Origin of the sequence: Streptomyces sp. NPDC006283 (assembly GCF_040613325.1) — a bacterium.
Taxonomy (GTDB): domain Bacteria; phylum Actinomycetota; class Actinomycetes; order Streptomycetales; family Streptomycetaceae; genus Streptomyces.
The window spans coordinates 1-25327 of record NZ_JBEXRZ010000001.1 but is presented as its reverse complement, the minus strand read 5'-3'; the positions used below and the strand labels follow the sequence as shown (position 1 = coordinate 25327).

Annotated in this window: 25 protein-coding genes, 1 tRNA gene and 4 pseudogenes; 16 read left to right on the top strand and 14 right to left on the bottom strand. The window is 68.8% G+C overall.

The window, feature by feature from the left end:
* Positions 1-134 precede the first annotated feature (134 nt).
* Positions 135-1355: a hypothetical protein gene (locus tag ABZ070_RS00150; RefSeq protein ID WP_356628168.1), complete on the top strand. Its 1221-nt coding sequence runs from the start codon at positions 135-137 to the stop codon at positions 1353-1355.
* Positions 1356-1559: 204 nt separating this feature from the next.
* Here ABZ070_RS00150 and ABZ070_RS00145 read toward each other — a convergent pair whose 3' ends face one another.
* The 5 genes from ABZ070_RS00145 to ABZ070_RS00125 form a co-directional block, all read right to left on the bottom strand.
* Positions 1560-2021, bottom strand: coding sequence for a hypothetical protein (locus ABZ070_RS00145; RefSeq protein WP_356628166.1), 462 nt, complete (start codon positions 2019-2021; stop codon positions 1560-1562).
* Positions 2021-2491: a hypothetical protein gene (locus tag ABZ070_RS00140; protein WP_356628164.1), complete on the bottom strand. Its 471-nt coding sequence runs from the start codon at positions 2489-2491 to the stop codon at positions 2021-2023. Before ABZ070_RS00140 ends, ABZ070_RS00145 begins: the two co-directional genes overlap by 1 nt.
* A gap of 304 nt (positions 2492-2795) precedes the next feature.
* Positions 2796-3659: an SMI1/KNR4 family protein gene (locus ABZ070_RS00135; RefSeq protein WP_356628163.1), complete on the bottom strand. Its 864-nt coding sequence runs from the start codon at positions 3657-3659 to the stop codon at positions 2796-2798.
* Entirely contained in the window at positions 3656-3988 is a 333-nt protein-coding gene (locus tag ABZ070_RS00130) for a deoxyxylulose-5-phosphate synthase (protein WP_356628161.1), read from the bottom strand. The genes ABZ070_RS00135 and ABZ070_RS00130 overlap by 4 nt, the downstream gene beginning before the upstream one ends.
* A 264-nt stretch (positions 3989-4252) precedes the next feature.
* Positions 4253-6022: a pentapeptide repeat-containing protein gene (locus ABZ070_RS00125; RefSeq protein WP_356628159.1), complete on the bottom strand. Its 1770-nt coding sequence runs from the start codon at positions 6020-6022 to the stop codon at positions 4253-4255.
* 243 nt (positions 6023-6265) lie between these two features.
* On the opposite strand from ABZ070_RS00125, the gene ABZ070_RS00120 reads away from it, so the two are divergent.
* On the top strand, positions 6266-6739 hold the full coding sequence (locus ABZ070_RS00120; protein ID WP_356628157.1) for a hypothetical protein: 474 nt from the start codon (positions 6266-6268) through the stop codon (positions 6737-6739).
* A 52-nt stretch (positions 6740-6791) separates the two neighbouring features.
* Here the strand turns inward: ABZ070_RS00120 and ABZ070_RS00115 are convergent, their stop codons facing one another.
* On the bottom strand, positions 6792-7964 hold the full coding sequence (locus ABZ070_RS00115) for a hypothetical protein (RefSeq protein ID WP_356628155.1): 1173 nt from the start codon (positions 7962-7964) through the stop codon (positions 6792-6794).
* A gap of 131 nt (positions 7965-8095) precedes the next feature.
* On the opposite strand from ABZ070_RS00115, the pseudogene ABZ070_RS00110 reads away from it, so the two are divergent.
* From ABZ070_RS00110 to ABZ070_RS00100, 3 genes and pseudogenes are all read left to right on the top strand, one after another.
* Positions 8096-8433: pseudogene (locus tag ABZ070_RS00110) on the top strand (Scr1 family TA system antitoxin-like transcriptional regulator); the annotation flags it as partial.
* A gap of 209 nt (positions 8434-8642) precedes the next feature.
* Complete coding sequence (locus tag ABZ070_RS00105) at positions 8643-9476, top strand: helix-turn-helix transcriptional regulator (protein ID WP_356628340.1); 834 nt, start codon at positions 8643-8645, stop codon at positions 9474-9476.
* Positions 9473-9679, top strand: a complete 207-nt coding sequence (locus tag ABZ070_RS00100) for a DUF397 domain-containing protein (RefSeq protein WP_356628153.1) — start codon at positions 9473-9475, stop codon at positions 9677-9679. The genes ABZ070_RS00105 and ABZ070_RS00100 overlap by 4 nt, the downstream gene beginning before the upstream one ends.
* Positions 9680-9757: 78 nt before the next feature.
* Here the strand turns inward: ABZ070_RS00100 and ABZ070_RS00095 are convergent, their stop codons facing one another.
* The 3 genes and pseudogenes from ABZ070_RS00095 to ABZ070_RS00085 form a co-directional block, all read right to left on the bottom strand.
* On the bottom strand, positions 9758-10084 hold the full coding sequence (locus ABZ070_RS00095) for a hypothetical protein (RefSeq protein WP_356628358.1): 327 nt from the start codon (positions 10082-10084) through the stop codon (positions 9758-9760).
* A gap of 25 nt (positions 10085-10109) precedes the next feature.
* A pseudogene (locus ABZ070_RS00090) lies at positions 10110-10406 on the bottom strand (protein kinase); the annotation flags it as partial.
* A 152-nt stretch (positions 10407-10558) separates the two neighbouring features.
* Positions 10559-11427: pseudogene (locus ABZ070_RS00085) on the bottom strand (serine/threonine-protein kinase).
* A 216-nt stretch (positions 11428-11643) separates the two neighbouring features.
* Here ABZ070_RS00085 and ABZ070_RS00080 point away from each other — a divergent pair.
* Positions 11644-13620, top strand: a complete 1977-nt coding sequence (locus ABZ070_RS00080) for an N-6 DNA methylase (RefSeq protein ID WP_356628151.1) — start codon at positions 11644-11646, stop codon at positions 13618-13620.
* A gap of 197 nt (positions 13621-13817) precedes the next feature.
* Here the strand turns inward: ABZ070_RS00080 and ABZ070_RS00075 are convergent, their stop codons facing one another.
* Positions 13818-14564 carry a class I SAM-dependent methyltransferase gene (locus ABZ070_RS00075; protein WP_356628149.1) on the bottom strand — a complete coding sequence of 249 codons (747 nt, stop codon included), beginning with the start codon at positions 14562-14564 and terminating at the stop codon, positions 13818-13820.
* A 451-nt stretch (positions 14565-15015) separates the two neighbouring features.
* Here ABZ070_RS00075 and ABZ070_RS00070 point away from each other — a divergent pair, with 451 nt between their 5' ends.
* The 6 genes and pseudogenes from ABZ070_RS00070 (at position 15016) to ABZ070_RS00045 (ending at position 17785) form a co-directional block, all read left to right on the top strand.
* Complete coding sequence (locus ABZ070_RS00070; RefSeq protein ID WP_356628147.1) at positions 15016-15462, top strand: DUF6086 family protein; 447 nt, start codon at positions 15016-15018, stop codon at positions 15460-15462.
* A gap of 134 nt (positions 15463-15596) precedes the next feature.
* Positions 15597-15863: pseudogene (locus ABZ070_RS00065) on the top strand (hypothetical protein); the annotation flags it as partial.
* Positions 15855-16208 carry a DUF4328 domain-containing protein gene (locus ABZ070_RS00060; protein WP_356628338.1) on the top strand — a complete coding sequence of 118 codons (354 nt, stop codon included), beginning with the start codon at positions 15855-15857 and terminating at the stop codon, positions 16206-16208. The pseudogene ABZ070_RS00065 and the gene ABZ070_RS00060, both read left to right, overlap by 9 nt.
* Entirely contained in the window at positions 16109-16333 is a 225-nt protein-coding gene (locus ABZ070_RS00055; RefSeq protein WP_356628356.1) for a hypothetical protein, read from the top strand. The genes ABZ070_RS00060 and ABZ070_RS00055 overlap by 100 nt, the downstream gene beginning before the upstream one ends.
* Positions 16334-16622: 289 nt before the next feature.
* Positions 16623-17144, top strand: a complete 522-nt coding sequence (locus ABZ070_RS00050) for a hypothetical protein (protein WP_356628145.1) — start codon at positions 16623-16625, stop codon at positions 17142-17144.
* A 122-nt stretch (positions 17145-17266) separates the two neighbouring features.
* The gene (locus ABZ070_RS00045; RefSeq protein WP_356628143.1) at positions 17267-17785 is read left to right on the top strand and encodes an NUDIX hydrolase; all 519 of its coding nucleotides are present in this window, start codon (positions 17267-17269) and stop codon (positions 17783-17785) included.
* Here ABZ070_RS00045 and ABZ070_RS00040 read toward each other — a convergent pair.
* Positions 17773-18222 carry a DUF6336 family protein gene (locus tag ABZ070_RS00040; RefSeq protein ID WP_356628141.1) on the bottom strand — a complete coding sequence of 150 codons (450 nt, stop codon included), beginning with the start codon at positions 18220-18222 and terminating at the stop codon, positions 17773-17775. The two genes, ABZ070_RS00045 and ABZ070_RS00040, sit on opposite strands and share 13 nt — an antisense overlap.
* A 235-nt stretch (positions 18223-18457) precedes the next feature.
* On the opposite strand from ABZ070_RS00040, the gene ABZ070_RS00035 reads away from it, so the two are divergent.
* Complete coding sequence (locus ABZ070_RS00035) at positions 18458-19273, top strand: N-formylglutamate amidohydrolase (RefSeq protein ID WP_356628139.1); 816 nt, start codon at positions 18458-18460, stop codon at positions 19271-19273.
* 64 nt (positions 19274-19337) lie between these two features.
* On the opposite strand, the gene ABZ070_RS00030 is transcribed toward ABZ070_RS00035, so the two are convergent.
* Positions 19338-20198: an ABC transporter permease subunit gene (locus ABZ070_RS00030; RefSeq protein ID WP_356628137.1), complete on the bottom strand. Its 861-nt coding sequence runs from the start codon at positions 20196-20198 to the stop codon at positions 19338-19340.
* Positions 20195-21103 carry an ATP-binding cassette domain-containing protein gene (locus ABZ070_RS00025; RefSeq protein ID WP_356628135.1) on the bottom strand — a complete coding sequence of 303 codons (909 nt, stop codon included), beginning with the start codon at positions 21101-21103 and terminating at the stop codon, positions 20195-20197. Before ABZ070_RS00025 ends, ABZ070_RS00030 begins: the two co-directional genes overlap by 4 nt.
* 133 nt (positions 21104-21236) lie before the next feature.
* On the opposite strand from ABZ070_RS00025, the gene ABZ070_RS00020 reads away from it, so the two are divergent.
* On the top strand, positions 21237-22532 hold the full coding sequence (locus tag ABZ070_RS00020) for a sensor histidine kinase (protein ID WP_356628133.1): 1296 nt from the start codon (positions 21237-21239) through the stop codon (positions 22530-22532).
* Positions 22529-23188 carry a response regulator transcription factor gene (locus ABZ070_RS00015; RefSeq protein WP_356628131.1) on the top strand — a complete coding sequence of 220 codons (660 nt, stop codon included), beginning with the start codon at positions 22529-22531 and terminating at the stop codon, positions 23186-23188. Before ABZ070_RS00020 ends, ABZ070_RS00015 begins: the two co-directional genes overlap by 4 nt.
* A gap of 23 nt (positions 23189-23211) precedes the next feature.
* Here the strand turns inward: ABZ070_RS00015 and ABZ070_RS00010 are convergent.
* Positions 23212-23330, bottom strand: a tRNA-OTHER gene (locus tag ABZ070_RS00010).
* 295 nt (positions 23331-23625) lie between these two features.
* On the opposite strand from ABZ070_RS00010, the gene ABZ070_RS00005 reads away from it, so the two are divergent.
* Positions 23626-25327: S8 family serine peptidase (locus ABZ070_RS00005; protein ID WP_356628336.1), on the top strand; the 1702-nt coding region annotated here is incomplete at its 3' end.

Genomic DNA, 25327 nt, shown 5'->3' with positions numbered 1-25327 from the left:
TCGCAGTTGAGAGTGCAGCCGCGGCTGGGGGGCCGGGGGCCGGACAGGGGCCGACGTCCTCCGATGATCGAGGCTCCTGCGCCGCTCACCCCAACTACTTTCAGCTGCGGGGGAGTCACTACAGGGAGCGGGCGATGGACAACAAGGTTCAGCTGATCAGTGACGGCGATGGACTTACGGTCATCGGGGACCCGACGGATGTCGAGCACTTCCTCGCCTCGGAGGGGCTGTTGTCGTTGTCGAAGGACCTCGTAGGGCCAAGACTCGCAGCTCTCCTCCGTATCGGAGCTGTCGTCGCACAAGCAGGTTCCGAGATCGCCGCCCATTCAGGTCGCTGGTTGAAGCTGACCGAGGAGTCCGCGCATCTTTACAAGAAGTACGGGCTGATGGAGAGCAAGTTGCCAGGCATCAGCCATGCCATGGTGGGGAAACCGGGCTCAATCAAGTCATGGCTCCAGGTCGCGGACGGACCCGGCTCGCTCCTGACCAACCCGGCGATTCTTTCCGGTGCCGCGGGGGTCATGGCGCAGCTCGCGCTCCAGCATGAGATGAGCGAGATCAAGAGCCATCTCGCGGCGATCGACAAGAAGGTCGACGACGTGATCCGCGCCCAGAAGGACGCCGAGTTGGGAAAGATGTTCGGAGCGGGCAGCGACATCGAGTCCGCCGTGGCCGTTCTGGAAGTGGTGGGGCGGGTCGACGACGACACGTGGTCGACCGTGCAGGGCAGAACCCACACGATCACGGACGCCCTGGGGTGGGTGCTGCGTCGACTCGACGCACTGGCGGAGAGGATGGAGGGCTCGACCAAGATCGGTGATCTCGCCAAGACGGCCAAGGAAGCGGAGTCCGAGGTCCGGGGATTGCTCATCGTTCTGGCTCGTTGCTTCGAACTGCAGGGCGCGCTCGACATGCTGCGACTGGAGCGGGCGATGGACAAGTCGCCGGACGAGCTGGAAAGGCTTCGGCGCGCGCTGGCTGTTGACCGGCAAAGGCGGCGGGAACTCGTCTCCCAGAAAATTGAGCACCTGATGGCACGCATGCATGCGGCTGCCGGCACGGCCAACTCGAATGTGCTGCTGCACTTGCCCGCACACCGGGCTGTGGTGGGCTCGATCAACCGTGTCGGCATCACCGTCGACGAGTTCCACAAGCTGCTCGGAATTGAGTCCGGTCAACATTCATTGGAGACGACGCGATGGTGGGACGCCGCCCGTGACCCTGGGCAATTGAAGAACGCAGCCGCAGAGGCGGGCCGCAAAGCTGCTGCGGGTGCGGTGGTGGTGGGGGTTGGAGCGGCGCTCTGGGCGAATCGCGCCGCACTTAACGGCGAAGAACGCGGTGAAGAGGAGTGAGCAAGCGCCGGCCGTCAGCCGTATGGGCACTCGGGTTGGAGTGGACAAGCGAGTCTCTCCCGCTTGGCAGGCCCCGACGGGCTCGACCCGGCTCGGCGATCGCCGCACGCTCCTGGCCGCACCTTCCGGTCGCAGCCAGGGGCCCGGTACGGTACCGGGCCCCTGACGATCAGCCACTCGGCAGCCGGCGAACCGGCCCTGCAGTCACTTCATGGGGACCTGGACGCTGACGTACCAGCGAACGGACTCCTCCGTCGACACGGTGAAGTGAAGCTTTCGCGCCGAAGCCAGATTGAGCTGGTTCGCGTTCCTCTCCACATCCACCCCGGAGCACCCCACCGAGAATTCTCCGATGGTTTCCAGAGAAAGGTCGAGCTGAACCGATTTCGAGACCGAAATGCAGTTCACCTTGACCCAGGATTCACCCTTCGGCAGTTCGATCGTGCCGAATTGCCGGACGCCGCGTTGAGGCCCTTCGGAGAGAATCTCCTTGAATCCGGGGTCCACCTCGGGTGCGACCAGCGGTTCCTGGGACGGCGGCGCGACGCTGGACGCGGAACTGTCCGGGACATTCGGTTCGTCCGGACCGTCCTTGTCGGTACAGGCGGCGGTCAGACCCGCGCACAGGACGACGGCCGCGGCGAGCACTGCACGCCGTGTGGCCATCAGGAACTCGTCTCCCAGTACCGGAAGCCGACGGTCTGATTGGCGATTTCGGCCGTCCCGTACGAGATCTGGGTCTTCCGGCAGTTGGGCAGCTGGTAGTACTTCTGCCACTTGACGTTGTGGCCCCACGAGCCGTACTGCGCGTTCCCGTACTTGTTGCGGGTGATGTTGCGCCGGTACTGGTGCTGCGTCTCCCAGGAGATCTCCTTGACCGACTCTCGGCTCACCTCGATCTTCGCCTCCGCCACGATCCCGCTGACGCTTACTCCCCCGCCGGCCGTTATCTTGGTCGAAGCGGAGCCCGATTTGATCCGCGTGAGGATCATGGTCCCACCGGGGCCGTCCTTGTACTTCTCACCATTGCCCAGGTGCTTCTTCGACTGAGCGTAGATGTCGGTCGTCCATCCGCCGGAACAGACATCGGCGGGGGCCGGGTCCGGAGACTCCGCGTGGGCCACTCCCGGAGTCACGGCAGCAACGGCACACATGGCAACGACTGCAACTGCAGCGCGCTTCATTTTTCCCCCATTTGGGAATCCAATACGGACGGAGGTCGGTCAAACCCCCACCCATTCCGATCAAGAGCAGATCACGTTTCAGCTGTAGCCCACAGGCGCCTACAGGTCCCGTAACCCATCCGTTATCAGTTGAGTTGTTTCTGAGCTTTCGCGTAAGGGGTAATACCGTCCGGCATATCGCTTCCTCCCGCCGTGCGGTCCCATGCGGGCGACGGCTCGACGCAAATACGTTTCGGACGGGATGACTTGGCGGTGCCTACGCGTCCTCGTCGGCGGAAGCGCTCCAAGCCGACAGTGGCGTGCCGTCCGAGGCGCTGATCCGGACCACCTCGCAGCCCATGCGCCGGACGGCGGCGAAGAGGCAACGCCGGGCCGCCGCACTGTCCTCCGGCGGGAACGAGATGCGGATCTGGTGCGGGCGCGACATGTCGTACGTGAGCAGCCAGTCGGTGTCGGCTGTCGCGAAGTGGTCCTGGCCGAGGTCGCCGTCGTCCGTCCGCCAACTGCCCCGGTCCACGGTCGGCGCCAGAGCATCCCGGAGGATCGCCAGGCGCCGATCGTGCGCGTACGGCCCATCGGAGAGACGGAGGCAGCGGTGCGTGCGGGGCCGGAACGCGTTGAACCACGGGGCCAAGTCCGGCTCCATGTCCGCGAGCAGCCGGGTTTCGAGACGTGCCCCCGCCCAGGCCTCGACGAACGCCGCCGTGCCCATGGGGTGGGTCTCGTACCAGCCGTCGCGGCTCCACACCACGACGGGCCAACCTACTGGTGCCCCTTCGGTGAGCCAGCAGAGCCGGTCGGCGTCGATGGTGGTGCCCCAGACCAGCAGCCCGCCCGGAGCCGGATGGAGCGGGTACGGGTAGCGCTCCCGATCCCTCTCGGGCGTACCGGACGGCGTGCCGCGCTGCCATTCGAGGCGGATGTGCTCGTGCGTACCGAAGGGTGTGTGGAGATTGAGGTAGTCGCAGAACTCACCCCATCCGTACGTCTCGACCAGGTGCTTGTAGTCGGCGGGTAGCGGCGTGCCGAGCGCGTTCTCGGCCGCGGTCCAGTTTCCGCGGGCGTCGATGGGGGTGGCCGGCGGTGTCACGAGCCGCATGAAGGCGGAGTTGGCCGTCATGGACAATCGGGGCGTGCGAGTGCGGTGGCGATCGGCTCGCCGGTGCGCTCGGCGTACGTCATCCGCTCGCGCACCTCGCGCAAGGTGCGCGGACGGTAGCCGGGCCCACAGCTGCAGCCCATGTGGAAGCGGACGCCCGCGTGCAGGAGGACGGACAGCGTCCGCCAGGCCGCGGTGTCCCGGCGTCGGGGCGCCGCGAACGCGGACCCCACGTGGATCAGCGGCTCCGCGCAGCGGGGGCAGACGCGTTGCGGCCTGTCCCGGTCGTAGGGCTGCTTGTACGAGACCCGGCAGGGCAGGCAGACGTACGAGGTCTTCGAGTGGGACATGCGGCAAGGGTAGGCGGGCGGTGCACGGGACTCGACGGGGTTTTCGGCGGCCGGGCGCTCCCTGGCGGTCCGGTGTTTCCATAGGACCGGGCTCGCGCGGGCGGGCGTCGCGTCCGTTCTCTTGGGGTACGACACATCTTCCGACGCGGCTCGGCCACTACCGGTGGCGGGCAGCCCTTGCTTGACACCACCTGGCCGCCGTCCGAATCGCCGCCCCGGGTCACGGTGATCGTCCGAGGTGGGACGTCTCCGTGTTCCGTTCGGCTACCGCTTGACGCGGCCGCGGACGGCGAGGACGGCGAGACCAAGCAGGACCGGTTCCGAGAGCCGGGAGGCCATCTCGGTGTACGTGCCCATGGTGGTCAGGTCCTGGCCGCTGCTGCGGAACACCACCGAGTTGATGACCACCCGCAGTGACCTTTCGAACCGTTCGGCCGTCAGTCGCTTCCGGTACGGTCCGTCGGGATTGACCGGAGCAGGCGTGTCGGTCCTCAGCGTGATGCTTCGGCCGGTGACGGTGCCAGTGCTTTCGGGTTTCGGACTGGCCTTCGGCAAGCCCCAGAGCATCATGACGGCCACGGTGGCGATCATGGCCAGCAAGAGCCATCCGAGGGCACGCGAGGCCCGCAGACCGTACCCGGACACCGCCCAGTACAGAGCGAGCAGGCCCCGCTCGGCCCGGGGGGTGTCGGGGTCGTGGCGGCGCATCTCCATCTCACCGTAGTAGAAGTCGGCGGCGCCGGGCTCGTTCTTGCCGTCCTCGGATGCCTTGCGCAGCTGCCGGTACACCGCGGCGAGCGCGGCCGGCTCCAACGCGTTCTCCCCGTCCGCAGGTGTCCAGCCGTCCGCGGCAGTGTCGCGGGCGGCACGCCAGTGATGCTCTTCCGCCAGTGTCCTGCGCGGCGTCCAGCGCACCGGCCACCAGCCGCGCCGTCGTATGCCGGAAGGGGTGGTCGCCAGGACGCAACGCCCCTCCATCCGCAACTGGTCGAGGTGGACGGTTCCGGCGAAGCGGCACTCGGTGAGGTCGACATCGGTGAGCACCAGATGCGCGGCGTCCACCCCCTGCACCGAGTGGACGCGCACGCGGGGGTCCGTCAGGCGCTGCCCGGCCACGTCCTCGCCGATCACGGCGAACGGCCATGACCGGGCAACGACGCTCAGCGGGTATTCCAGGACCGCGTCACTCAGATCCACGCCCGCGTACCGCAGGCGCAGCGCCGCGGTGGAGGCCCATCGCGTCCGACGACAGGTCAAGGCTGCCGTCGCCGCCTCGATGGTCACGGCGACCCCGAACACCGCCTCGGACAGGATCAGTTCTCCTTCGCACACGAGCGGGCCCACCGCTGAAGCGTGTCCGAAGACTGCCCTGTCGAACCAAGCGTTGCCTTGGAACTTCGCCCCGAGGAAACGCGCGTCACCACCGAACCTCGCCCCGCTGAACCTGGCGTCGCGTCCGAACGCCGCCTGATTGAACTCCGCGTCGCCGCCGAACTCCACCCACCGAAATCGGGCCTGCTCGTGGAACCTCGCCCCGTCGAACCTCGCGTCGCCGCCGAACTTTGCCCTGGGAAAGCCCGCGTCGTCGCAGAACTCCACCGCGCTGAACCAGGCGGTCCCCTTGAACTGCGCCCCGAGAAAGCGGGCGTCACCGACGAACTTGGCCCCGGCGAACCCGGCTTCGTCGCCGAACTCCGCCCCGTCAAACCGCGCGTCGCCGGCGAACTCCGCCCTGCCGAAGGAGACTTTGCCGAAGCGGAGCCGGTCTGTCGCGGGGTCCCGCAATCGGGCAAGAAGCTCATTGAGCAGCTCCTCGGTCAACCGGGTGCCGCGGAGGTCGAGATCGGCACCCGGCTGCAGACCGGCCAGATAGGCGGAGCGGTATGCCTCGCCGAGGTGGGCCAGGCACTCGGCATACTGGGCGACCCGGCGGCCGCGGCAGCCCGCGGCGTCGGCTGACGTATCGGATCCATGTCCGCAGCATGGCCAGTCAGGGTCGCTCGGGGGCGGCGCGGCAGGTGCGTTGGCGGTCACGCCCGATGGTACGTCGACCGGCGGGCGGTCTCAGCCGGACCTGATTTCTGCCATGCCGGATTGCCCAGAGGTGCACGTCGGCACGTACCTGTCGAGGCGAAGCCGGCAGCGGGGCCCTGTTGCGGGACAGGCGCTTTCCCACGGAAGACTGTCAGTGCTCGTTCCTAGTATCGAAGCATGTCCGATGCATACACCGTCTTGTGGACCCATGACACGTGCCGTGCCCTTCGTAAGTCGGGGCGCGTGGGCACGCGGCCGCCGGTCGCCTTCAGCGGCGTCCATTCCTCCCTGCCGGCCTGGTCGGGTGCCCGTGCCGGGGACGAGGTGTACGCGCTGCACGTCAACCGGTGTGTCGTGCAGGTGGTGTCCCGGATGCGAGTGATCGACATCGGACGGCGCGGCTGCTGCGGCACCAGCGCCGCGACCTGGCAGGACCCGGCGTTCCCCGGACACGACGACTGGGCGATGCTGGGTGCCGACGGCTGCGGCGCCGCGGCCGTGCACGTCGACGCGACACCGGTACGCTTCGACATGGCGATCCCCGGTGATCTTCTGTCGAGGCTCGCCTGGCGCAACCGCCGGGGCCAAACCCGCAATCTGAAACACGTGGTGGACGGCCGCCTCGAACGCTCGATCAGCCTCCAGGGGTTCTACCGTCTTACCTCCGAGTCCGCGGACGGGTTGGCGGAGATCGTCGCCAACGCCGCCCCCTTCTGAGACTTCGGGCTGCGACTTGGAGGCTCTGCCACCTCGGCGGACGCGTTCCTCGCTACCAGTCTCGGACGGACTCCACCCCGGAGATGAGGCTGTCTCGGGCGTCTTCGAGGCCAGGGCCGTGGAGTGATTCGGCCTCGTTCACGATGTGGTCGAGGGCTGCGAAGAGCTCTTCGCGTTCGACGGTCTCGATGAAGCCCGATCGGTGGTCAAGCTGGTTGAACGCCTCACCGAAGGCACGTCCGATCTCCTCAATGCGTGTCGATCGACCGTCCGCGGGTCCTTCAGCGAACTCCAGAAGGATCGCCTTCCGTGTCGCCTTGTACTGAGTGACAGCCCTCTTGTGGATGGTCGGGCTGATCTGTTCCCGACCGTCCCAGTCGCGCAACGGGTTGTTCCGGTTCTCCCTGACCCATTCAGGCTTGCGCGCCCGGAGGACAGAGACGTAGGTGCCTGCTGGGATCTCGGGTCGCCAGGTGCTGCGCATGGCCGCGGCGTAATCGGCAGGGATGCTGTAGAGGTTCAGTGATTCCAGCTCTGGCACGCACTGCGGTCGAAGATGGTCTTCACTGGTCATCCCGAACAGGTCGACAATGCGGATCCCCCGGAGAGAGGCCAGCCTGTTCAGCTCACCCGCGGCTGAGAGAAGGCCGAGGCGCCCGTACATATGGAGCCAGGTCAACCCAGGGAAACGCTGGACGAGCTGAGCGCAGTCGAGGGAGTCGATGTCCCTGATCGTCAGCTGTGTGACCTCTGATCGTGGTGGTGTCGGTCGGCTGAGGAATTCGTTGACCGTCTCTCCGGTGTACTCCGCCTTCCAGGCTGCGCTCGGGTCCTCATGGATGCCCCCGTCCCACCGCCGCTGCCGGGCGAGTTGCTCGCCCAGACGCCATCCGGAGGTCCAGCAGTTCGCCGATTCGTCATGGAGCAAGGGCATCGCTCCGACGAGCTTGTGACTGCGGGGCAGAACCCATTCCTGGTTGCAGAACGACAGTGCCCCGTTCCATGAGTGATGGGTGAGTCTGAGCGGGGCGACGTCGCCGAGGTCGGCCACGGATGACGGCTCGGGGCCGGACCAGTCCAACTCAAGCACGGCCGCCGTCTGTGAATCGGCGTCGAGTCGGACTATCTGCGCAACCGTCCACTCCCCCAGATCCCGCGAATGGGCGGCCACGACGTCGCCGACCGTGAGTGGCCGTGGCGGCGCAGCCTGCTGTCGAATCGACATGCCCTGATCTTAATCACGGCTGACTGCGCACTATCTGCAGGTAGTAGTTCTGCCCGACGATCTGCCGCTGGGCCCTCGCCCTCGGGCCGGACGCGCGATCTGTCCCCATGCCGGTGGAGATGCTCCAGGGTCACCGGGTCGGAGATCCGGATGCCATGGCCGGCCGGCTCGGCTGCCTCCTCACGGTGGGCGCGCTGCCGGCGGTGTTCCTGGGGGTCATCCCCATGGCGTCGCCGAGCGTAAGCAGTGGCCGCGCGAGACGTTCCACATGTACGACGACGAGTTGGTCTTCGTCGAGCTGGTCTCCGCCCAGGTCCGAATCACACAGCCTGCGGAGATCGCCCAGTACCTGACGGTGTTCGAGGAGCTGCGGAGCATGGCTGTGTACGGGGCCACGGCACGCGCCCTGATCGTGAAGGCGATCGACGCCCTGGGCGGGTCGAACGAACGGCGTGACCTCGGGCGATGACCGTACGGGCTTCGGGGCGTGCGGGTGGGAGGCGTCCGGAGTACGGGGTCGGCGGCATGTGTACGGGCGTTGTACGGGTGCGGGGGCGTGTCCCGGGGATCGCCGGTCGAGTTGAACCTTGGCCGGGCGCGGGTTGGGTTGCGTGCGCTGCGGTGCGAGCGGGGTGCACTCGGGGACGGAAGGGCGTGAGGGCGGTGCGGGACGGGCGAATCAGTCGCACGGCGAAGACAAGGGAGGAGCACAGCGACCTGCCGGGGGCGTGGTCGGCGTACGGGCGGCTTCTCCAGCACCTGCGGAAGCGGGCCGGGTTGAACCAGCAGGCGCTCGGTGAGGCAATCGGCTACTCGCTGGAGCAGGTCGCGTCGGTGGAGCAGGGGCGTCGGCCGGCGAAGGCGACGTTCACGACGGCGGCGGACCGGGTGCTGGAGGCGCGGGGTGTGCTGGAGGTCCTCCAGGACGAGGTGGACCGGGCGAAGTTGCCGCAGTTCTTCCGCAACTTCGCGCTGATCGAGGCGGAGGTCGTGAGCCGCTTCTCGTACGATCCGCTGCTGGTACCGGGGTTGTTGCAGACGGAGGCGTATGCGCGGGCGGTGTTCGCGGGCCACTGCCCGCCGCTGAGCGAGGAGATCGTCGACCAGCACGCGGAGGCTCGGCTGAGCCGCCAGAAGCTGCTGACGCGTGTGCCACTGGCGGAGCTGTCGTTCATCGTGAGCGAGGAGGCGCTGCGTAATCCGGTGGGCGATGCGGAGGTTATGCGCGGGCAGTGGCAACGGCTTCTGGACGTCGGCGCATTGCGGAACGTCGCGGTCCAGGTCATGCCGACAGGCTCAGGGTTCCACTCCGGCTTGAACGGCCCGTTCGTGATGCTGGAGACGAAGGATCACCAGCACCTTGGATACATCGAGTCCCAAGAGGTTGGATGTGTCGTCAGTGATCCCGCAGAGGTGAGCGCCTTCGGCTTGCGGTATGGCAAGCTGCGATCGCAGGCTCTGAACGGCGGCGAGTCTGCGCGGCTCATCGAACGGTTGGTGGGAGAGACATGAGCGTGGAACGGGTGACCGGCGGCGAGGACGGCCTGCGCTGGTTCAAGAGCAGCTACAGCGGCTCGGGCGGCGGCGACTGCGTGGAGGTGGCCGCTGGCCGGGACGTCGTGTACGTACGGGATTCAAAGATCGCTAGCGACATGCCGGTGCTGCGAGTCGGCCGAGGCGGGTGGTCGACGTTTTTGGCACTCGGCGTAAAGTGATGCCGAGCAGGAACGGAACAACGGGCTCCTCAGATCACTTGGGTTTTACGTGACGAGCCCGGTGTCATGCGCGTCAACTCAGAAGAGGGCGCCCTCGGCGCCCTCACCGAAATCCGACCCACCTCGCGCAGCCAACTGCTCCTTCCGCTTCTTGATCACTTCTGCGGAAGGCGGGGGCATGTCAGGGTGCTTGGTCGCCTTCTTATGCAGCCCGAGGTGGACTTCGTCGGCGTATGCCTGATGGTTCAACTGGCGCACGCGGTCGATGATCTCGGTTCGTACCAGCAGGCCGATGGTGTATCGGGTGCCCTGGTCGGTCTCGTGGAAGCCGTGATCCAGTGGGAAGGTCTCGTGGGTTGAGTCGACGGGCGGGGTTGAGGTCGCGGTGCACGACGCCCTGTCCATGGGCGTAGGCAAGGACATCGGCGACGGTTTGTGCGATCCCTGCGGCGCGGCCGATCGCCATCGGGCCCTCGTTCTTGAGGACGGCGTCGAGGGCACGGCCGTCCACGATCTCCATGACGAGGTACAGCTCGCCGTCGTGGCTGCCATGGTCGAGGACGGCGGGTATGCCGCGGTGGGCGAGACGGCCGGTGAGGCGGGCCTCGCGCAGGAAACGGCGTTCCAGGATGGTGAGCTCGGAGCCGTACCCCTGGGGAGCCAACAGTTTGAGAGCGACCTCGTGACCGCCCTGGTCGCGGTCGCGCGCCGCCCAGACGACGCCCATGCCGCCCCGGCCCAGCTCGTGCGTGAGCTCGTACCGCCCAAGGCTTCGCCGCATCGCGCCCGTCCCCACTTCTGGCGCCGGCGGCGCCCGTCACACCCCTATGACCGGGGCGGTGCGGTGCGCCCGGCCTGCGACGGCCATCCTCTCACCGATCACAGGGGCCTCGGCCCCTGCGGGACGAGGAAGGGACGGCATGGGTCTTCGGGCAGTCCTCGACGGGTGGCGAGCGCCGGATCGGACGCGGGAAGGAACGGGCCGAGGGCGGCGTACACCTCGGTGGCGGTGGAGGGGCGGTCGTCCGGGCTCTTGGCGAGCAGCGACGTCACCAGCGCCTGGAGCGGTACTGGAACATCCATGCGTGTTTCGCTGATCTTCGGCGGGGTCTCGCCGAGGTGGCACGACGCGAGGCGGGCCGGCTGGGAGACGTTGAAGGGGGGTGCACCCGTGAGCATGTGATGGAGGAGGCAACCGACCGCGTAGAGGTCGCTGCGGCCGTCGATCCGGCCGTGCCCCGCGAGCAGTTCCGGTGAAGCGCACAGGATGTTGCCGATACCCTCGCCGGTCATGGTCAGGCGTGGGTCGGCGTCGACCAGCGATTTCACCAGGCCGAAGTCGAGGATCTTGACGACACCGTCGCGTCGGACCATGACGTTCTGTGCTTGAGGTCGCGGTGCACCAGGTTGGCGGCGTGAGCGGCGGACAGCCCGGAGCACAGTTGGGCGGCGACCGCGGCGGCTGTCGGCACGTCGAACCGTCCGCCGTCCTGCTGGTCGAAGAGGTGCTCCAGCGTGGTGCCGTCGACCAGCTGCATCACCAGGCAGCAGGTGTCATCGGTGATCGAGGCGTCGTGAACCGTGGTGATGTTGGGGTGGTCAAGGCGGGCGGCTGCTCGGGCCTCCCGGTGGAAGCGGGCCAGCGCCGCCTCGCGGCTGCTGGGTACGGCAAGCAGTTCGGCGGCGACAGTCTTGACCGCGACCGGTCGTTCGAGGGAGAGGTCCCGCGCCTGCCAGACCTGGCCCATCACGCCGCGCCCGAGCACCGAAACGAGTTCGTATCGGTCACACAGCACCATTCCTGGCACGAAGGTCTGCAGATTCCCCATCCTCCACACTTCCCACACAGCGGCATCACGGATCTAGCCTGTGAACAAAGTCAATCATCGTAGTAGCCTGGGCATTACTACGGCTGCCGGGACCGCCGACCAACCCGGTGGCCCGATGAACCCGGAGCCTCCCAGATGAGCACACCCAACGCTGTACCCGTCAGCCTGGCCGAGATCGCCCGGATTGCGGGAGTGGGACGCGCGGCCGTGAGCAACTGGCGCCGCCGCCACGACTCTTTCCCGTCCCGGATCGGGGGCACCGACGTCAGCCCGCAGTTCTCGCTGTCCGAAGTGGAGCAGTGGCTGCGTGATCACGGGAAGCTCGACGACGTCGGGGGACGTGAACTGCTGTGGCCGCGCTTCGAGGCTCTGGGCACTCGCGACGAATCGGGCCTAGCCATCGCCGAGGCGGCACGCCGCATGCGCAGCCCCCGGTCACGTACAGCCGGCGCGGGACTCACGGCACCGGCCGTCGACCTCGTCGGCGACGCGGCCCGGCTGGGCCGCGCGGAAGGACAGCGGGAGACGTTCGAGTTCCTGTTGCAGCGTTGGCTGGACACCCACGTCCGCCAGCTGAGCACCACCCCACCCGCGCTCGCGTCACTGATGGCCAGGCTCGCACTGGGGACCCGCACCGGGCACGACGAGGGCGGGCTCACGGTCTTCGACCCGGCCTGCGGCACAGGGCACCTGGTGGCTGCCGCCGCCGAGGAGTACAGCGGACCGGACCTGGCGCTGCTGGGCTGCGAGAAGGACACGGCTCTCGCCGCCCTCGCCTCCGCCCGGCTCGGCTTCACCACCGAAGGGCGTGACGTACGCGCGGAGATCGCCACGGCGGACGCCTTGCGCGACGACCCGTTCGCAGGGTTGCGCGCGGACGTCGCGCTGTGCAATCCGCCCTTCAACGAGCGGGACTGGGGTTACGAGGAACTGGCCACGGACCAGCGCTGGACTCACGGGCTGCCGCCGCGGACCGAGCCGGAACTGGCCTGGGTGCAGCACCTGGTGGCCCATCTGAGGCCGGGCGGCGCAGCCGTGGTCGTCCTGCCGCCGGCAGTCGCCTCGCGCAAGGCGGGCCGCCGCATCAGGGGTTCCCTGCTGCGGACCGGCCTGCTCCGGGCGGTCGTGGCACTGCCACCCGGGTGCGCACAACCGCACAGCGTCTCACTTCAGCTGTGGGTGTTGCGTACTGCAGGGGAAGGGGCGGCTGCAGGGCCGGTCACCCAGGACGCACTCCTTGTCGACGCGACCCGGTTCGGCCGACCAGGGGCGCGTGAAAGTGGTCCGGACTGGGAGGCGTTGTCGTCGTTCGTACTGGGAGCCGTCACAGAGCTCGACAGACCTGGAGCGAAGCTGCCGGAGGGCGCCGTACGCGTCCCGCTGCTCGATCTGCTGGACGACGAAGTCGACGTCACACCTGGCCGCTACACCGCTTCCGGCACAGAGACGAGCGGCGTCGAGCTCGCGGCTTCGTGGGACGAGCTGTCAGGGGCACTGGGCGAACTCACCCAGCTGACGCAGCTCCTGTCGAAGCTGGACTTCGAGCAGGGTGAGTCACGCACAGCTGTCACCGTCGGCGACCTGGTCAAGGCCGGCGCCTTGACGCTGCGGGCCGGACAGCAGCCGACCGGTTCGGTGCGGGGCGAGGGCGTTCCTCTGCTGTCCGTTCCCGACCTGCTCATGGACGGCACACCCAGCGGGGCGGTGGCAACCGACGTCGAGCACACCGTGGCCGAGGAGGGCGACGTCGTGGTGGCCGGGGTGGTCCGCGCGTTCCGCGCGTGGGTACATCAGGGGCCCCCTCTGGCGCTCGGACCCCAGCTCTACGTACTGCGGATGGATCCCGAGAAGCTGGACGCCGACTTCCTTGCCGGATGTCTTCGCGCCCCCGCCAACGGCCGCCAGGCCGGCACGCACGCCTCCAGTTCGTCACGCGTGGACATCCGACGACTCCAGGTGCTCCAACTGCCGCTGGAGGAGCAGGCCGTCTATGCGGAAACCTTCCGCCGCCTGAGCGCCTTCCAGGAACTGCTCACGCAGGCACATGGCTTGAGCACGGGGCTGATCGACGATGTGCGCGACCGGCTCGCAGCGGGCGGGCTGACAGGCTGACGACAACGCCTTGGCCCAAGGGCGGACTGGCTTGCCGACCAGCTCGGCTCGGGACAGTCGCCTGCTACGTGGGACCAGCACCGGGCCGGCGCACCGGCCCGGCGTGGGGCCGGTGCCGCCGGCGTCGCCCCCTGGGCAGCCCGGTCCTGATCCGGGCACCATCCAAGGGGTCGGGGCCTCGGAATGTCCATCGGCCGTCAGGCGCGGCAGTGCAGCATCTCGAACGCCGGGTTGGCCCGGTAGTCCGCCCAGAACTCGTCACCGTACGCGTCGATCCCGGCGGGAGACACCTCGGTCGGCACCCACGTGATCTCGCTGAACCCCGCCTTGGCCAGGCACGTCTCGAACACCTCGCGGCGAGCCAGGCCGCTGGTGAACGAGATCGGCGCCTGCTCCAACAACGCGGTGACCTTCACCCGGGGTCCGGTGCCGGACTCTTCGCCCGTCAGCTCGGTGAGGAACCCGTACGGGCGCGGCGACGGCCCGGAGAAGTCGTAGTCCGGCGTCTGGTGCAGCATGAAGAACTCGCCGCCGCTCTTGAGGCTCTCGTGCACCTTGCGACACAGGTGCTCGAATTCGGCGACGCTTTCCGCGTAGTTGAGCAGCATCACCGCGGTCGCCACGTCGAACGGCTCCTCCGCCGGCGACAGGTCGGCCACGTCGCCGACCTCGTAGCGCACACCCAGCGGGTCGGCCTGCTCGATGCCTTCCGCGGCGCGGATCATCTCCCCGGAGATGTCGACGCCGAACACGTCCGCCGCGCCGCGCCGTTTCAGCTCACGGCTGTAGAAGCCGGTACCGCAGGCAAGGTCGATCACCTTCTTGCCTGTGACGTCCCCAACCATGCGTAGGAAGCTGGGCGCTTCCACGTACTGGGCCAGCGGCAGGGCCTTGAAGCCCTCGAACGCCTCACCGATCTCGTCGTACGTCTGCTGCGCGCTCATCGCGTACTCCTCCGTCGTGGTGTCCTGTCCTCGCCCGGACACCTGGCAGTCTCTCCACACGCGGCCGCAGGCCCGTACTGGCAGAAGCCACAAAGATCAGGTGGTGGGGATCGGTGGTCACACGAACGCGGCGTCGGGCCCAGGGCATGACGTCTCGCCTGACCCCCATGAGCACGCTGCACCGCGCAACAGGTGGGGGTGCATTCACGCACCATGCAGGCGGACAGTTCCAGATCCACGGCCACGGGCGTCACCGAGCGTGCGTGGCGGGCCGGTGACCAGAGGGCCAGGGTTCACCGACCCCGCACATCCACGGCGCTCCGCGACCGGCCACTCGTCCGGCCGCCCCGGGCAACCAAGCCTGTGCCCCATCGAGGCGCCCCTTTCCCAGGTGACCACGACCGCGTGATCTTCTATCCTGCGCAAAGCGACTGTGCGGGGGGAATCGGCGATGAGCATGTACTTCGACATGGATGACGAGACGTTGTGGAATCCGTCGAACGGCGCCGGCCGTCTCTTCCTGCGGCAGGTCGAGGTCTTCGAGGCGGAACTCAAGCTGCCTTCGGGAATCGGCCAGGGAAAGTACTGGGGCGATCCGGACGTACTTGAGGTCGATCCGGACGTGTACGACGAGTTCACACGCGGATTGGTCGCCTGGCACTGCCGGACGAGTCATTCCGTGATCCTCGCTCTCTCCGAAGGGTTCGTGGCGACGGCGGTCGCGCTCGCACGGCGCGCGGGAATCGCAGTGGAGATGCCCGAACCGGGGGCAGGCCGTGAGTTCGGTGGTGTTCAGCGCGACATCCAGGTTCCCGGCCAACCCCGGACCACGTCAGCCGCCGTCGTCACAGCCTTGGACGCACGGGCACGGGAGATGGACCGTTGGATGGCCCGCTGAGCCGGTGTCCCATGAGCGCCGCTGGGATCCTGTTCCGCGGCACGGAACGGGCGACGACCCCGGGCCCGCGGGCCGGACGACCCGGTTCCCGGGCGATCACCCCGACCCGCACGGCTCGGGATCGATGTTCGACCTTCCGCGCCCACCTCGAACTCGCCGCCCTGGCCATTGCGCTGAAGCGTCGGGTCGTCGTCCTCCAGGCCGTCGAGCACGCCCAGAGCGACCCCGGCAACTTGTTCGAGAACTTCGCCCGCGCGCTCAAGGCCGACCAGCAGCGCCTCGACACACTGGAGTCGAGGATCGCCGGTGTCCTGGAACGGCTGTCTGCACTGGAGTTGGCACGCCCGCAGGGTCTGCGTCCGGTCTTCACGACCGGTGAGGTCGATCGCCTGATGCGCGCGTGGTGTGCTGGATACTGTGGTTCACCCACGCGCGATCCACAGCCGAGCATTCGAGCCCGGGCGCCTAGGGTATCGCCCGCCATGTCAGTGCTCGGCTGGCTCATCCCCCTCGGCAACCTTGTCATCCCCAAGCGGATCGCCGACGAAATCTGGCACGCCTCCGCCCCGACCGGATCCCAGGGTGACCACGCCACGCCGCGAACGGTGAACGTCTGGTGGGTTCTGTGGCTGACCACGTTTCTGACATGGCCCAACTTCTGGATCCCTGGCCCAATTTGCTCAACAACAGCTACATCGGCTCGAGCAACAACCGGCGCTACGAGGTCCCGCCGGAAGCGTGGCTGAATCTTCTTCTCCACCTCCTGGTCGTGGCGGCAGCCGTAGCTGCCGGCCGCTACGTCCGTGACGTTACCGCCATGCAAGCCGCAAAGCTGAACGCACTCATGTCCCACGGACAGCGCGACGCCTGACCCAGATGGGGTGGACGGCGATACGTCGCGAACGAGTCGGTGCCGGTCGGTGGACGCCAACGGGGCACGGTGGCCTCGACCTTGAACGAGTGGCGTTCCAGGCCCCGCGCCTGCCCGCAGCGGGTCGGTGCGGGCCCGGCGCAGGGCCCGCACCGACCCCCGGGCAGCCCGGCCTCACCCAAGCAAGTTCCCGAACGGCAGGTAATTCACGGGCATCCGCCCCACGACCGTCCTATCGTGTACCGCCGCCGTCCACGCCGGGACGGTCCGACGGGTGAGAGGCGGCTGAGTGCCGGACGTGTACCAGGCCATGCTGGATGGCGAGTTGAGCAAGGCGTTCGATGTGTGGTCCAGCTATCTTGACGCCCGGACGGGTGAGGACCCCCAGGTTCGGGCCCGTCTGCGCTCCTGGCTGGAGTCGGCCCGAGCGGCCGCCGCCGAGAGCGATCTCGTCACCGCGCGCGCCTTGGTGGCCGACATGTATGAGGAGGCCCGGGAAGCCGGCCTGCTCTGGGCTCCCTCGTCGCCCCGTCCCTGCGAGGCGGACGGGCAGGCGCGCGACTATGCCAAGGACACACTGCCCCAGGTGCTCCCTCAGGGCCTGAGGGATGGGCTCTTTCACATCGCGGTCTCCCTGAGCGTTACGGCTCGCCGCCTCCGGGCCGTCTGCCTCGACGCGGCCACCCGCGAGGACGTCCTCTACGTCACCGCCCGCGCCGAGATGGCCCTCGACCTTGCCCATCCGACCGCGGCACAACGAGAACTCGATCGTCTCAAGGCGATCGCGCGACGCTGGGGCACGGAGCCCTGACAGCGGAGTTGTGGTGGCGCGCAGCCGTCAGCCTGATGACGCGGCGAACGAGGACTCGCGAGTGGGGCATGATCGAGCCCTCGGCGTCGAGCGTCGGCACCGAGGGATGCGGAGGTTCGTGCATGGCTCGCGGTCGTCCTTCCCGCCCTGAGCGCGCGCACCCCTCGCCCAACGGGCTCATCGGAGTGGGTGTCGTCGTCCGTGACGAGCGGCAGCGGGTGCTGCTGGGGCTCGGGCACGACGGGCGATGGGAACTGCCCGGCGGGAAGGTGGACGCCGGCGAGGTGTTCGAGGAGACCGCCGTCCGAGAACTGGCCGAGGAGACCGGGCTGCTCGCGGACGCCGCCGATGTGCGGATCGGTGCGGTGCTGGTCGACACGGGCGCGAGCATCCCGCACGTGACCGCTGCCGCGTATGTCGAGCGGGTCACTGGGACGGCAGTCGTCAGGGAGCCGGACAAGATCGTCCGATGGGAGTGGTGCGAGCTGAACGCGCTGCCGGCGAGTATCTTCGCGCCGTCGGCAGCAGTTCTGCAGTCGTGTCTGCCCGAACTGCGCCTGACGAACGAGGCGTTCCGTTCGTACGCGGAGGCCGGCCGGTCGACCGAGCAGCCGGGGGACGCAGCAGGTCAGGACCCGTAGAGGAAGCTGTCGTACGGCGCGATGTCGATCAGGTGGTAGAGGCCGTAGGCGCCGGGGAAGAGGACGAGGGCGAGGACGCCCGTGCGGACGAGAGCCGGTCCCATGACGGTGACGCCCTCCGTCTGGCCCTTGATGGTGCGCCAGTCGCGCCACCGCCGGACGTCTCGCCCGGACACGGCCCAGAAGAACCCGCCGAACACGAGGCAGACACCCGCACCGACCATGGAGAACCCGCCGATCACGGCCACGAACGTCTCGCGGTCGTGGTGGTCGGCGACGAGCAGCGAGCCGACGGCCAGCAGCACCACGGCGGCAACCCCGTGCACGGCACCGCGCACGACCACGTCCTTGAAGCGCAGGCGCGGCAGTCGTACGCCGTCCTCGTCGGTCGTCGGTGCGGAGGCCGGCTGCGGGCCGGTTCGCTGGCTGCGCATCATGCGAGGCACGCTACCGGGAGCGCGCACGGCGCAGTCAGGGTGGTGCCCAGCTCGATCAAGGCGGTGCTCGGGAAGATCGAGGGGGTGTCCGCGAGGTGCGGAGTTCGGACCGGTGTCAGACCCTCCCGTTAGAGTTTTCGCAAGATCGCTCGCGCTTCGCGGGAAGACCCGACCACCTGGCGGGGAGGCGGGCTGCCTCCCCGAGTTCGATCCACACCACAGCGAGGAACTCCGCGTGAACGACACCTCAGGGTCCTTCCGGCTCTTCCCCGGCGCTCCCGACTCCCCCGTCGTCCTGCACGTGCCGCACTCGTCCCGGGCGATACCCGCGCACGCCCGCGGCGGCATCGTGCTCGACGACGCGGCGCTCGAGCTGGAGTTGGACCACATCACCGACGCGCACACCGCCGAGGTCGCGGCCGAGGCGGCCGGGCGGGCGCGGGTCGCACCCTGGCGGTTCGTCAATCAGCTGTCCCGGCTGGTCGTCGACCCCGAGCGCTTCCCCGACGAGCGTGAGGAGATGCTTGCCGTCGGCATGGGCGCGGTCTACACGCGGACGACGCACCGGGAGGATCTGCGTGGCGCGGGGTTCGACGGCCAGCCGCTGATCGACCGGTACTTCCACCCGTACGCTGCCGCGATGACGGCGGCTGTGGACGAGCGGCTCGACGCCGTCGGGCGGGCTGTTGTCGTCGATGTGCACTCGTACCCGACCGAGCAGCTGCCGTACGAGCTCCATGGCGACGGTCCGCGGCCTCCGATCTGCCTGGGCACGGACTCGTTCCACACCCCGCCGGAGCTGGTTGCCGCCGCTCAGGAGGCGTTCGCGGGCTTCGGCGGGACGGGCCTGGACAGCCCGTTCGCGGGTGCGTACGTGCCGTTGAAGCATTACGGCAGGGACCGGCGGATCGGCGCGCTGATGATCGAGATACGCCGAGACGTCTACATGACCGAGCCCGGCGGCCCGGCAGGCCCCGGCCTGAGCGCCCTCGCGGCGGCGCTGGCGGAACTCGTCGACGCGGTGGGCACCGGGGCGGGCGACAGGAGTTGAGACGTCCGGCGTTCGGAGGGGCGGGGCGGCCGGTTGTGATCGCCGCCCCTCCGACTCCGACCATTCACTGGTCCCGCCGGTGGACGCTGACGACGGCGATCGCACAGGCGGCGCACGCCCACACCGCGTAGACGGTCCAGGCTCCGCCGGTGCCCCACGGGAAGGCGGCGGGTGAGTAGTTGACATCGACGAGCCGGAGCCACGCACGGTAGGGAAGGGTGTGCCCGGCGACCGCCGACCAGTGACGTCCGTCGTTCAGGAACAGCGGCAGTACGAGGACGACCACCACCGAGGTGATCATGGTGGAAGCGGTGTGTCGGATGACGGCGCCGAGCGCAAGGCCGGCCAGCGCGCACACCGGCGCGAGGAGGGCTGAGGCCAGGACGACACGGAAGGACCCTGGGTCGCCGATGGAAATGCCCGCGTCCCGGCGATCGAGAATGGCCTGCGTCAAAGCGAACGAGACCCCGGCGACGGCCATGCCGAAGACGGTCGTGACCACGGTGACGACAACCGCCTTGGCCGCCATCACCGAGCGGCGGGCCGGTACGGCCGCGAACGTCGTCCGGACGGTGCCCGTGCTGTACTCCCCGACGATCACCAGGGCGCCGATGGCGCTGAGGGCGAGGGCCATGAGCAGGGCCGCGTTCGCGGTGAACGCATGCTGCAGCGCGATCCCGTCGCTGACGAAGGCTGCTCGGTCCTTCGACGCCTGCGACGTCCAGTGGCTGTACGTGTCATAAGCGGTGCCTGCGTTGAAGCCGATGACGGCCAGGGCGGTGGCCCCGTAGGCGATCCAGGTGGAGCGCAGCGACCGGTGCTTGAGCCACTCGGCGGCAACCAGGTCGCCGAAGCGGGCGCGGGGTTCGTGGGCGGCGCGTTCGCCGGTGGGCAGGGCCGTGGTCGTGGGGGTGATCGAGGTCATCGGGGCTCTCCTCCGGGGAACTGGACACGGTCGGCGGTGAGCTCCATGAAGGCCTCCTCCAGCGAGGCGGACCGGGTACTGAGCTCGTGCAGCGGGAGACCGTGCCGTCGGGCGAGCTCGCCGATCCGCACCGCAGTCAGGCCGTTCACCGTGAGCTGCTCTCCCTCCGCTTGCACGGCCGCGCCCTCGGCCGTCAGCAGATCCTTCAGGGCGGTCGCGGCGGGTGTGGCCACGTGGACGCTCTGCCGGGCGCCGCGGGCCGGGAACTCCGCGAGGCTCTCCGCCGCCAGCAGCTCGCCACCGCCGATGACGATCAGCTGATCGGCGGTGTGCTCCATCTCCGACATCAGATGGCTGGAGACGAACACGGTGCGGCCTTCGGCGGCGAGCCGCCTGAACATCTCACGCACCCACTTCACCCCTTCTGGGTCCAGACCGTTGAGCGGCTCGTCGAAGAGCAGGACAGGCGGGTCGCCGAGCAGGGCGGACGCGATGCCGAGTCGTTGTTTCATGCCGAGCGAGAATCCGTCGATGCGGCGCCGCGCGACCTCGGCGAGACCGACCTCCTGCAGCACTTCGTCGACCCGGCGCCGCGGGATGCGGTTGCTGCGCGCCAGCGCCGACAGATGCGCCGCGGCACGGCGCCCGCCGTGCACATCGTGCGCATCGAGGAGGGAGCCGACACGGCGCAGGCCGCGAGGGCGGTCACGGAAGGGCCGGCCGTCCATGGTGACCGTTCCGCTGCTGGGCTCGTGCAGGCCGAGGATCATCCGGAGCGTGGTGCTCTTGCCGGCGCCGTTCGGCCCGAGGAATCCGGTCACTTGGCCGGGGCGCACGGTGAAGGTCAGGTTTTTGACGGCTGTCGTGCCGCCGTATCGCTTCGTGAGTTCGTTGACTTCGATCACGGAGCCCACGGTGCCGTGCGCCGCCCCCACGCGTCGTCAAACCGGTGCTGACAATCGCCGGGCGCGGGTGTCGACCCTGGTTGTACGACCGCAGGCCGATGCCCCGTTGCGCGTACACACGTACGATCTCCGCATGCCCGCCTCCCCACCTCCACCGTTGCCGATGCTCAAGCGCATACCACCGGGCCTGTGGACGGCGCTGGTGTGGGTCGTGGCAGCGGTGCAGCCCATCGTCGAGTACGTCCTGATGCCGCCCCGGCGTGAGTACTCCCTCAGTTATCCCCGGGACGGCCTTGACTCGCTGACGGCACAGGCGTTGCTCGCCCTCGCCTTCGTGGTGGTCCTGACCGGCAGTGCGCTGCTGCGCCGCCGGACGGCGGTGGCGTACGGTCTGGTGATGGTCGGCACGGTCGTCTCGTCGGTGGCCTGGCGGCAGGACGAAGTTCCGCCCCTGCAGTTTCTGGGGGTGGATGTCGTCCTCTGTTACCTCGCGGCCACCCGGGCCCGGCGTACCGGGATCACCGCGGCCGCCTGGGCGCTGGGCGTACTCGCCGGATATGCCGCCCTGCGGTGGGCCACGGGAACGGAATCCGGCACCGCCTCCGAACCGTTCGTCGCCCTGACGGTCGTCATCGCCTGGCTCATCGGCAACTCGGTGCACCAGGCCCGTGCCCACACCGCGGAGTTGCATGCCCGGGCCGCCGCCCAGGCCGTCACCGCCGAACGGCTGCGCATCGCCCGCGAGATGCACGACACGGTCGCCCACAGCATCGGCATCATCGCCCTGCAGGCCGGAGCCGCGGCCCGAGTGATGGAGACACAGCCGGCCAGGGCCCGCGAGGCGATGATCACCGTGGAGCACGTGGGGCGGGAGACGCTGGCGGGACTGCGACGGATGCTGGGCGCACTGCGGCAGGCCGACCAAGAACAGGAATCCGCCTCCCGGGATCAGGAACCGGCCGACCACGACCAGCGGCGCACACAGGCTCCTCTGCGGCCGGCCGTCGGGCTGGCGGATCTGGAACGGCTCGCCGCGACGACCACGGCCGCCGGTGTCCGCGTGGAAGTGAGGTGGCAGGGTGAACGCCGCCCACTCCCCACGGACATCGACCTCGCGGCCTTCCGAATCGTCCAGGAGGCGGTGACCAACGTCGTGCGACACGCGGCTGCTGATCGCTGTCGGGTGGCAGTCGAATACCTCGAGGACGAACTCGTCGTCGAGGTCGTCGACCGGGGAAAGGGCGGCGACACGAACGTGAAGAACGCGGACACGGGATTCGGCTTGGCCGGTATGCGGGAGCGGGTCGCCCTGCTGGACGGCCGCTTCACCGCCGGGCCGCGTCCAGGAGGCGGCTTCCGGGTGGCCGCCCGGCTGCCGGCACCGACAGCGGCAGGGACCGAACCCGAAGCGAAGGCCGGAGCCCGATGACCATCCGCGTGGTACTCGCCGACGACCAGCCCCTGATCCGCGCCGCCCTGCAGATGGTCATCACCGACACCGCGGACGTCCAGGTCGTGGGCGAGGCCCAAGACGGCGCCGAAGCGGTCCGGCTGACCGGGGAACTTTCCCCCGACGTGGTGGTGATGGACATCCGGATGCCCGGCATGGACGGCATCGAGGCCACCCGGATCATCACCACCGGCACCAGCACCGCACGCGTTGTCGTCCTGACGACCTTTGACGACGACGACTACGTCTACGGAGCGCTGCGCGCCGGCGCATCCGGCTTCCTGGTCAAGGACATGGCTCTGGACGACATCCTCGCCGCAGTACGTACCGTCGCCGCCGGGGACGCCCTCATCGCACCGAGCGTCACCCGCAGGCTCATCAAGGAGTTCGCCGCCCGCCCCACAGCGACGCCCTCACGACAGACGCGACTTGACGGCATCACCAACCGGGAACGTGAAGTGCTCACCCTGGTCGGCAAGGGCCTGTCCAACGCCGAGATCGCCGACCAGCTCTGCATCAGCGTTACCACCGCCAAAACCTATTTGACCCGTCTGCTCGCCAAGCTCGACGCCCGTGACCGGGTACAACTCGTGATCCTCGCCTACGAGGCGGGGTTGGTGGCACCGTCCTGCTGACTGGATCACACGTGCTTCAGCTGCGGCGCCGGCGGGATTCGAACCCGCGGACGGGGAGGGCAGGTCCGCCCGGACCCCCGTCAATCGGCGTGAGGAGGACCTCCCCCACACCGAGCGCAATGGGCCGCTCTGCCACGGCTCCGCAACCTGCGGGACCGCGCGGTCCCGGTGCGACGAGCCTAGCGGTGACGCTCATGCAGGGACGAGGCATTTGTGGGCAGCGCTCGGAGGCGAAAGCGCCGGGTCCGGTGCCCCTCGATGCGGAACAGACTCAACCACTTGCCGGGCGAGCCGACTTGTGGGGACTTGGGCTCTTCCCACCTCAGGCCATCGTCTGAGATCTTGCGTCGACCCCGTTCGACCAACAGCCCGGCCGGCGCCACCAGCGCACCGGGCTCTCGGAGGATGTCTTGCCAACCCCCCTCATAGCCGGCGGCATGTCCCGCCGCCTCAGACGGTCCCTCGTCATCGGCGCCGCCCTCGGCGCGGCCGTCGCGTTCGCCGCTCCCGCCGGCGCGGTCGACGCAGCCGACCGCGGCACTCCGGCCGCGGCCACCGCACCCGCCGCACCCGCCGCCTGGGCCGCGGGCACCCGCGCGTATCTGGTCATCACCGCGCCCGGCGACACCTCGGCCGTGCGGAGCGCGGTCACGGCCAACGGCGGCACGGTGTTCGCCCACTACGACGCGATCGGCGTCGTCGTCGCGCACTCCGCCTCCGGCACCTTCGCCGCCACCATGCGCGGTGTCGGCGGTGTCCAGCAGGTCGGCGCCACCCGGACCTCGGACGTGCCGGCCGACGCGTACAACCCGGCGCTCCCCGCCACTCCCCCGCAGTCCCCCACCACCCTCACCGAGACCAACCGCTGGGACATGACGCGGATCAACGCCGACAAGGCGTGGGCCGTCACCACCGGTTCCCCGTCCGTCAAGGTGGGCGTGCTCGACACCGGCGTCGACGACCTGCACCAGGACATCGCGCCCAACTTCAACGCGGCCGACTCCGTCTCCTGCGCCTACGGCAAGGCGGACACCCGGACCGGCGCCTGGCGTGACGTCGGCACGCACGGCACGCATGTGGCGGGCACCATCGCGGCGGCCAAGAACGGCAAGGGCGTCATCGGCGTCGCACCCGGCGTGAAGATCTCGTCCGTGCGGATCGCCGAGCCGAGCACCAGCATGTTCTTCGCCGAGAACACCATCTGCGGCTTCATGTGGGCGGGCGACCACGGTTTCAAGGTCACCAACAACAGCTATTACACGGACCCGTGGATGTTCAACTGCCCGGACAACGTGGACCAGGCGGCCATCATCGAGGGTGTGCGTCGCGCGCAGGAGTACGCGGAGGGCAAGGGCTCGCTGCAGGTCGCCGCGGCGGGCAACTCGAACTACGACCTGGCGAACAAGCGGACCGACACCTCCAGCCCGAACGACTCGACGCCGGTCACCCGCACCATCACCAACGCCTGCATCGACATCCCGACCGAGCTGCCGGGCGTGGTGACCGTGGCGGCGATGGGCAACGGCAACGTGAAGGCGTCGTACTCCAACCTCGGGCGCGACATCATCGATGTCGCGGCCCCGGGCGGCGACGGCGCGTACGGCGTCTACTCGACGATTCCCGGCGGCAAGTACGGGAACATGAACGGCACGTCGATGGCCTCCCCGCATGTCGCGGGTGTGGCGGCGCTGCTGGCGAGCACCGACCCGGCCGCCACGCCCGCACAGCTGAGGACACGTCTGGCGGAGCAGGCCACGGACATCGCCTGCCCGTCCGACAGCAGGTGCACGGGTACGACGGCAAAGAACGCGTTCTTCGGTGAGGGCCAGGTCGACGCGCTGAAGGCGGTCGGCGGGACCACCCCACCGCCCGGCGGGTACTTCGAGAACACGGCCGACGTCACGATCGTCGACAACGCCACGGTGGAGTCCCCCGTCACCGTGACCGGCATCGAGGGCAACGCGCCGGCCGCGCTGAAGGTCGGTGTGGACATCAAGCACACCTACCGCGGCGACCTCGTGGTGTCCCTCGTCGCTCCCGACGGGACGGTCTACACGCTGGAAGACTTCCCGAACGGCGACAGCGCCGACAATGTCGCGAAGACGTACACGGTGAACGCCTCCTCAGAGGCGGCGAACG

Bases quoted from the DNA above. Each gene is read 5' to 3' on its own strand.
- ABZ070_RS00150 (WP_356628168.1), top strand. From the start codon at position 135: ATGGACAACAAGGTTCAGCTGATCAGTGACGGCGATGGACTTACGGTC.
- ABZ070_RS00145 (WP_356628166.1), bottom strand. From the start codon at position 2,021: ATGGCCACACGGCGTGCAGTGCTCGCCGCGGCCGTCGTCCTGTGCGCG.
- ABZ070_RS00135 (WP_356628163.1), bottom strand. From the start codon at position 3,659: ATGACGGCCAACTCCGCCTTCATGCGGCTCGTGACACCGCCGGCCACC.
- ABZ070_RS00130 (WP_356628161.1), bottom strand. From the start codon at position 3,988: ATGTCCCACTCGAAGACCTCGTACGTCTGCCTGCCCTGCCGGGTCTCG.
- ABZ070_RS00115 (WP_356628155.1), bottom strand. From the start codon at position 7,964: ATGTCGATTCGACAGCAGGCTGCGCCGCCACGGCCACTCACGGTCGGC.
- ABZ070_RS00100 (WP_356628153.1), top strand. From the start codon at position 9,473: ATGAGCGTGGAACGGGTGACCGGCGGCGAGGACGGCCTGCGCTGGTTC.
- ABZ070_RS00095 (WP_356628358.1), bottom strand. From the start codon at position 10,084: ATGGACAGGGCGTCGTGCACCGCGACCTCAACCCCGCCCGTCGACTCA.
- ABZ070_RS00080 (WP_356628151.1), top strand. From the start codon at position 11,644: ATGAGCACACCCAACGCTGTACCCGTCAGCCTGGCCGAGATCGCCCGG.
- ABZ070_RS00075 (WP_356628149.1), bottom strand. From the start codon at position 14,564: ATGAGCGCGCAGCAGACGTACGACGAGATCGGTGAGGCGTTCGAGGGC.
- ABZ070_RS00070 (WP_356628147.1), top strand. From the start codon at position 15,016: ATGAGCATGTACTTCGACATGGATGACGAGACGTTGTGGAATCCGTCG.
- ABZ070_RS00060 (WP_356628338.1), top strand. From the start codon at position 15,855: ATGCGCGCGTGGTGTGCTGGATACTGTGGTTCACCCACGCGCGATCCA.
- ABZ070_RS00055 (WP_356628356.1), top strand. From the start codon at position 16,109: ATGGCCCAACTTCTGGATCCCTGGCCCAATTTGCTCAACAACAGCTAC.
- ABZ070_RS00045 (WP_356628143.1), top strand. From the start codon at position 17,267: ATGGCTCGCGGTCGTCCTTCCCGCCCTGAGCGCGCGCACCCCTCGCCC.
- ABZ070_RS00040 (WP_356628141.1), bottom strand. From the start codon at position 18,222: ATGATGCGCAGCCAGCGAACCGGCCCGCAGCCGGCCTCCGCACCGACG.
- ABZ070_RS00030 (WP_356628137.1), bottom strand. From the start codon at position 20,198: ATGACCTCGATCACCCCCACGACCACGGCCCTGCCCACCGGCGAACGC.
- ABZ070_RS00020 (WP_356628133.1), top strand. From the start codon at position 21,237: ATGCCCGCCTCCCCACCTCCACCGTTGCCGATGCTCAAGCGCATACCA.
- ABZ070_RS00015 (WP_356628131.1), top strand. From the start codon at position 22,529: ATGACCATCCGCGTGGTACTCGCCGACGACCAGCCCCTGATCCGCGCC.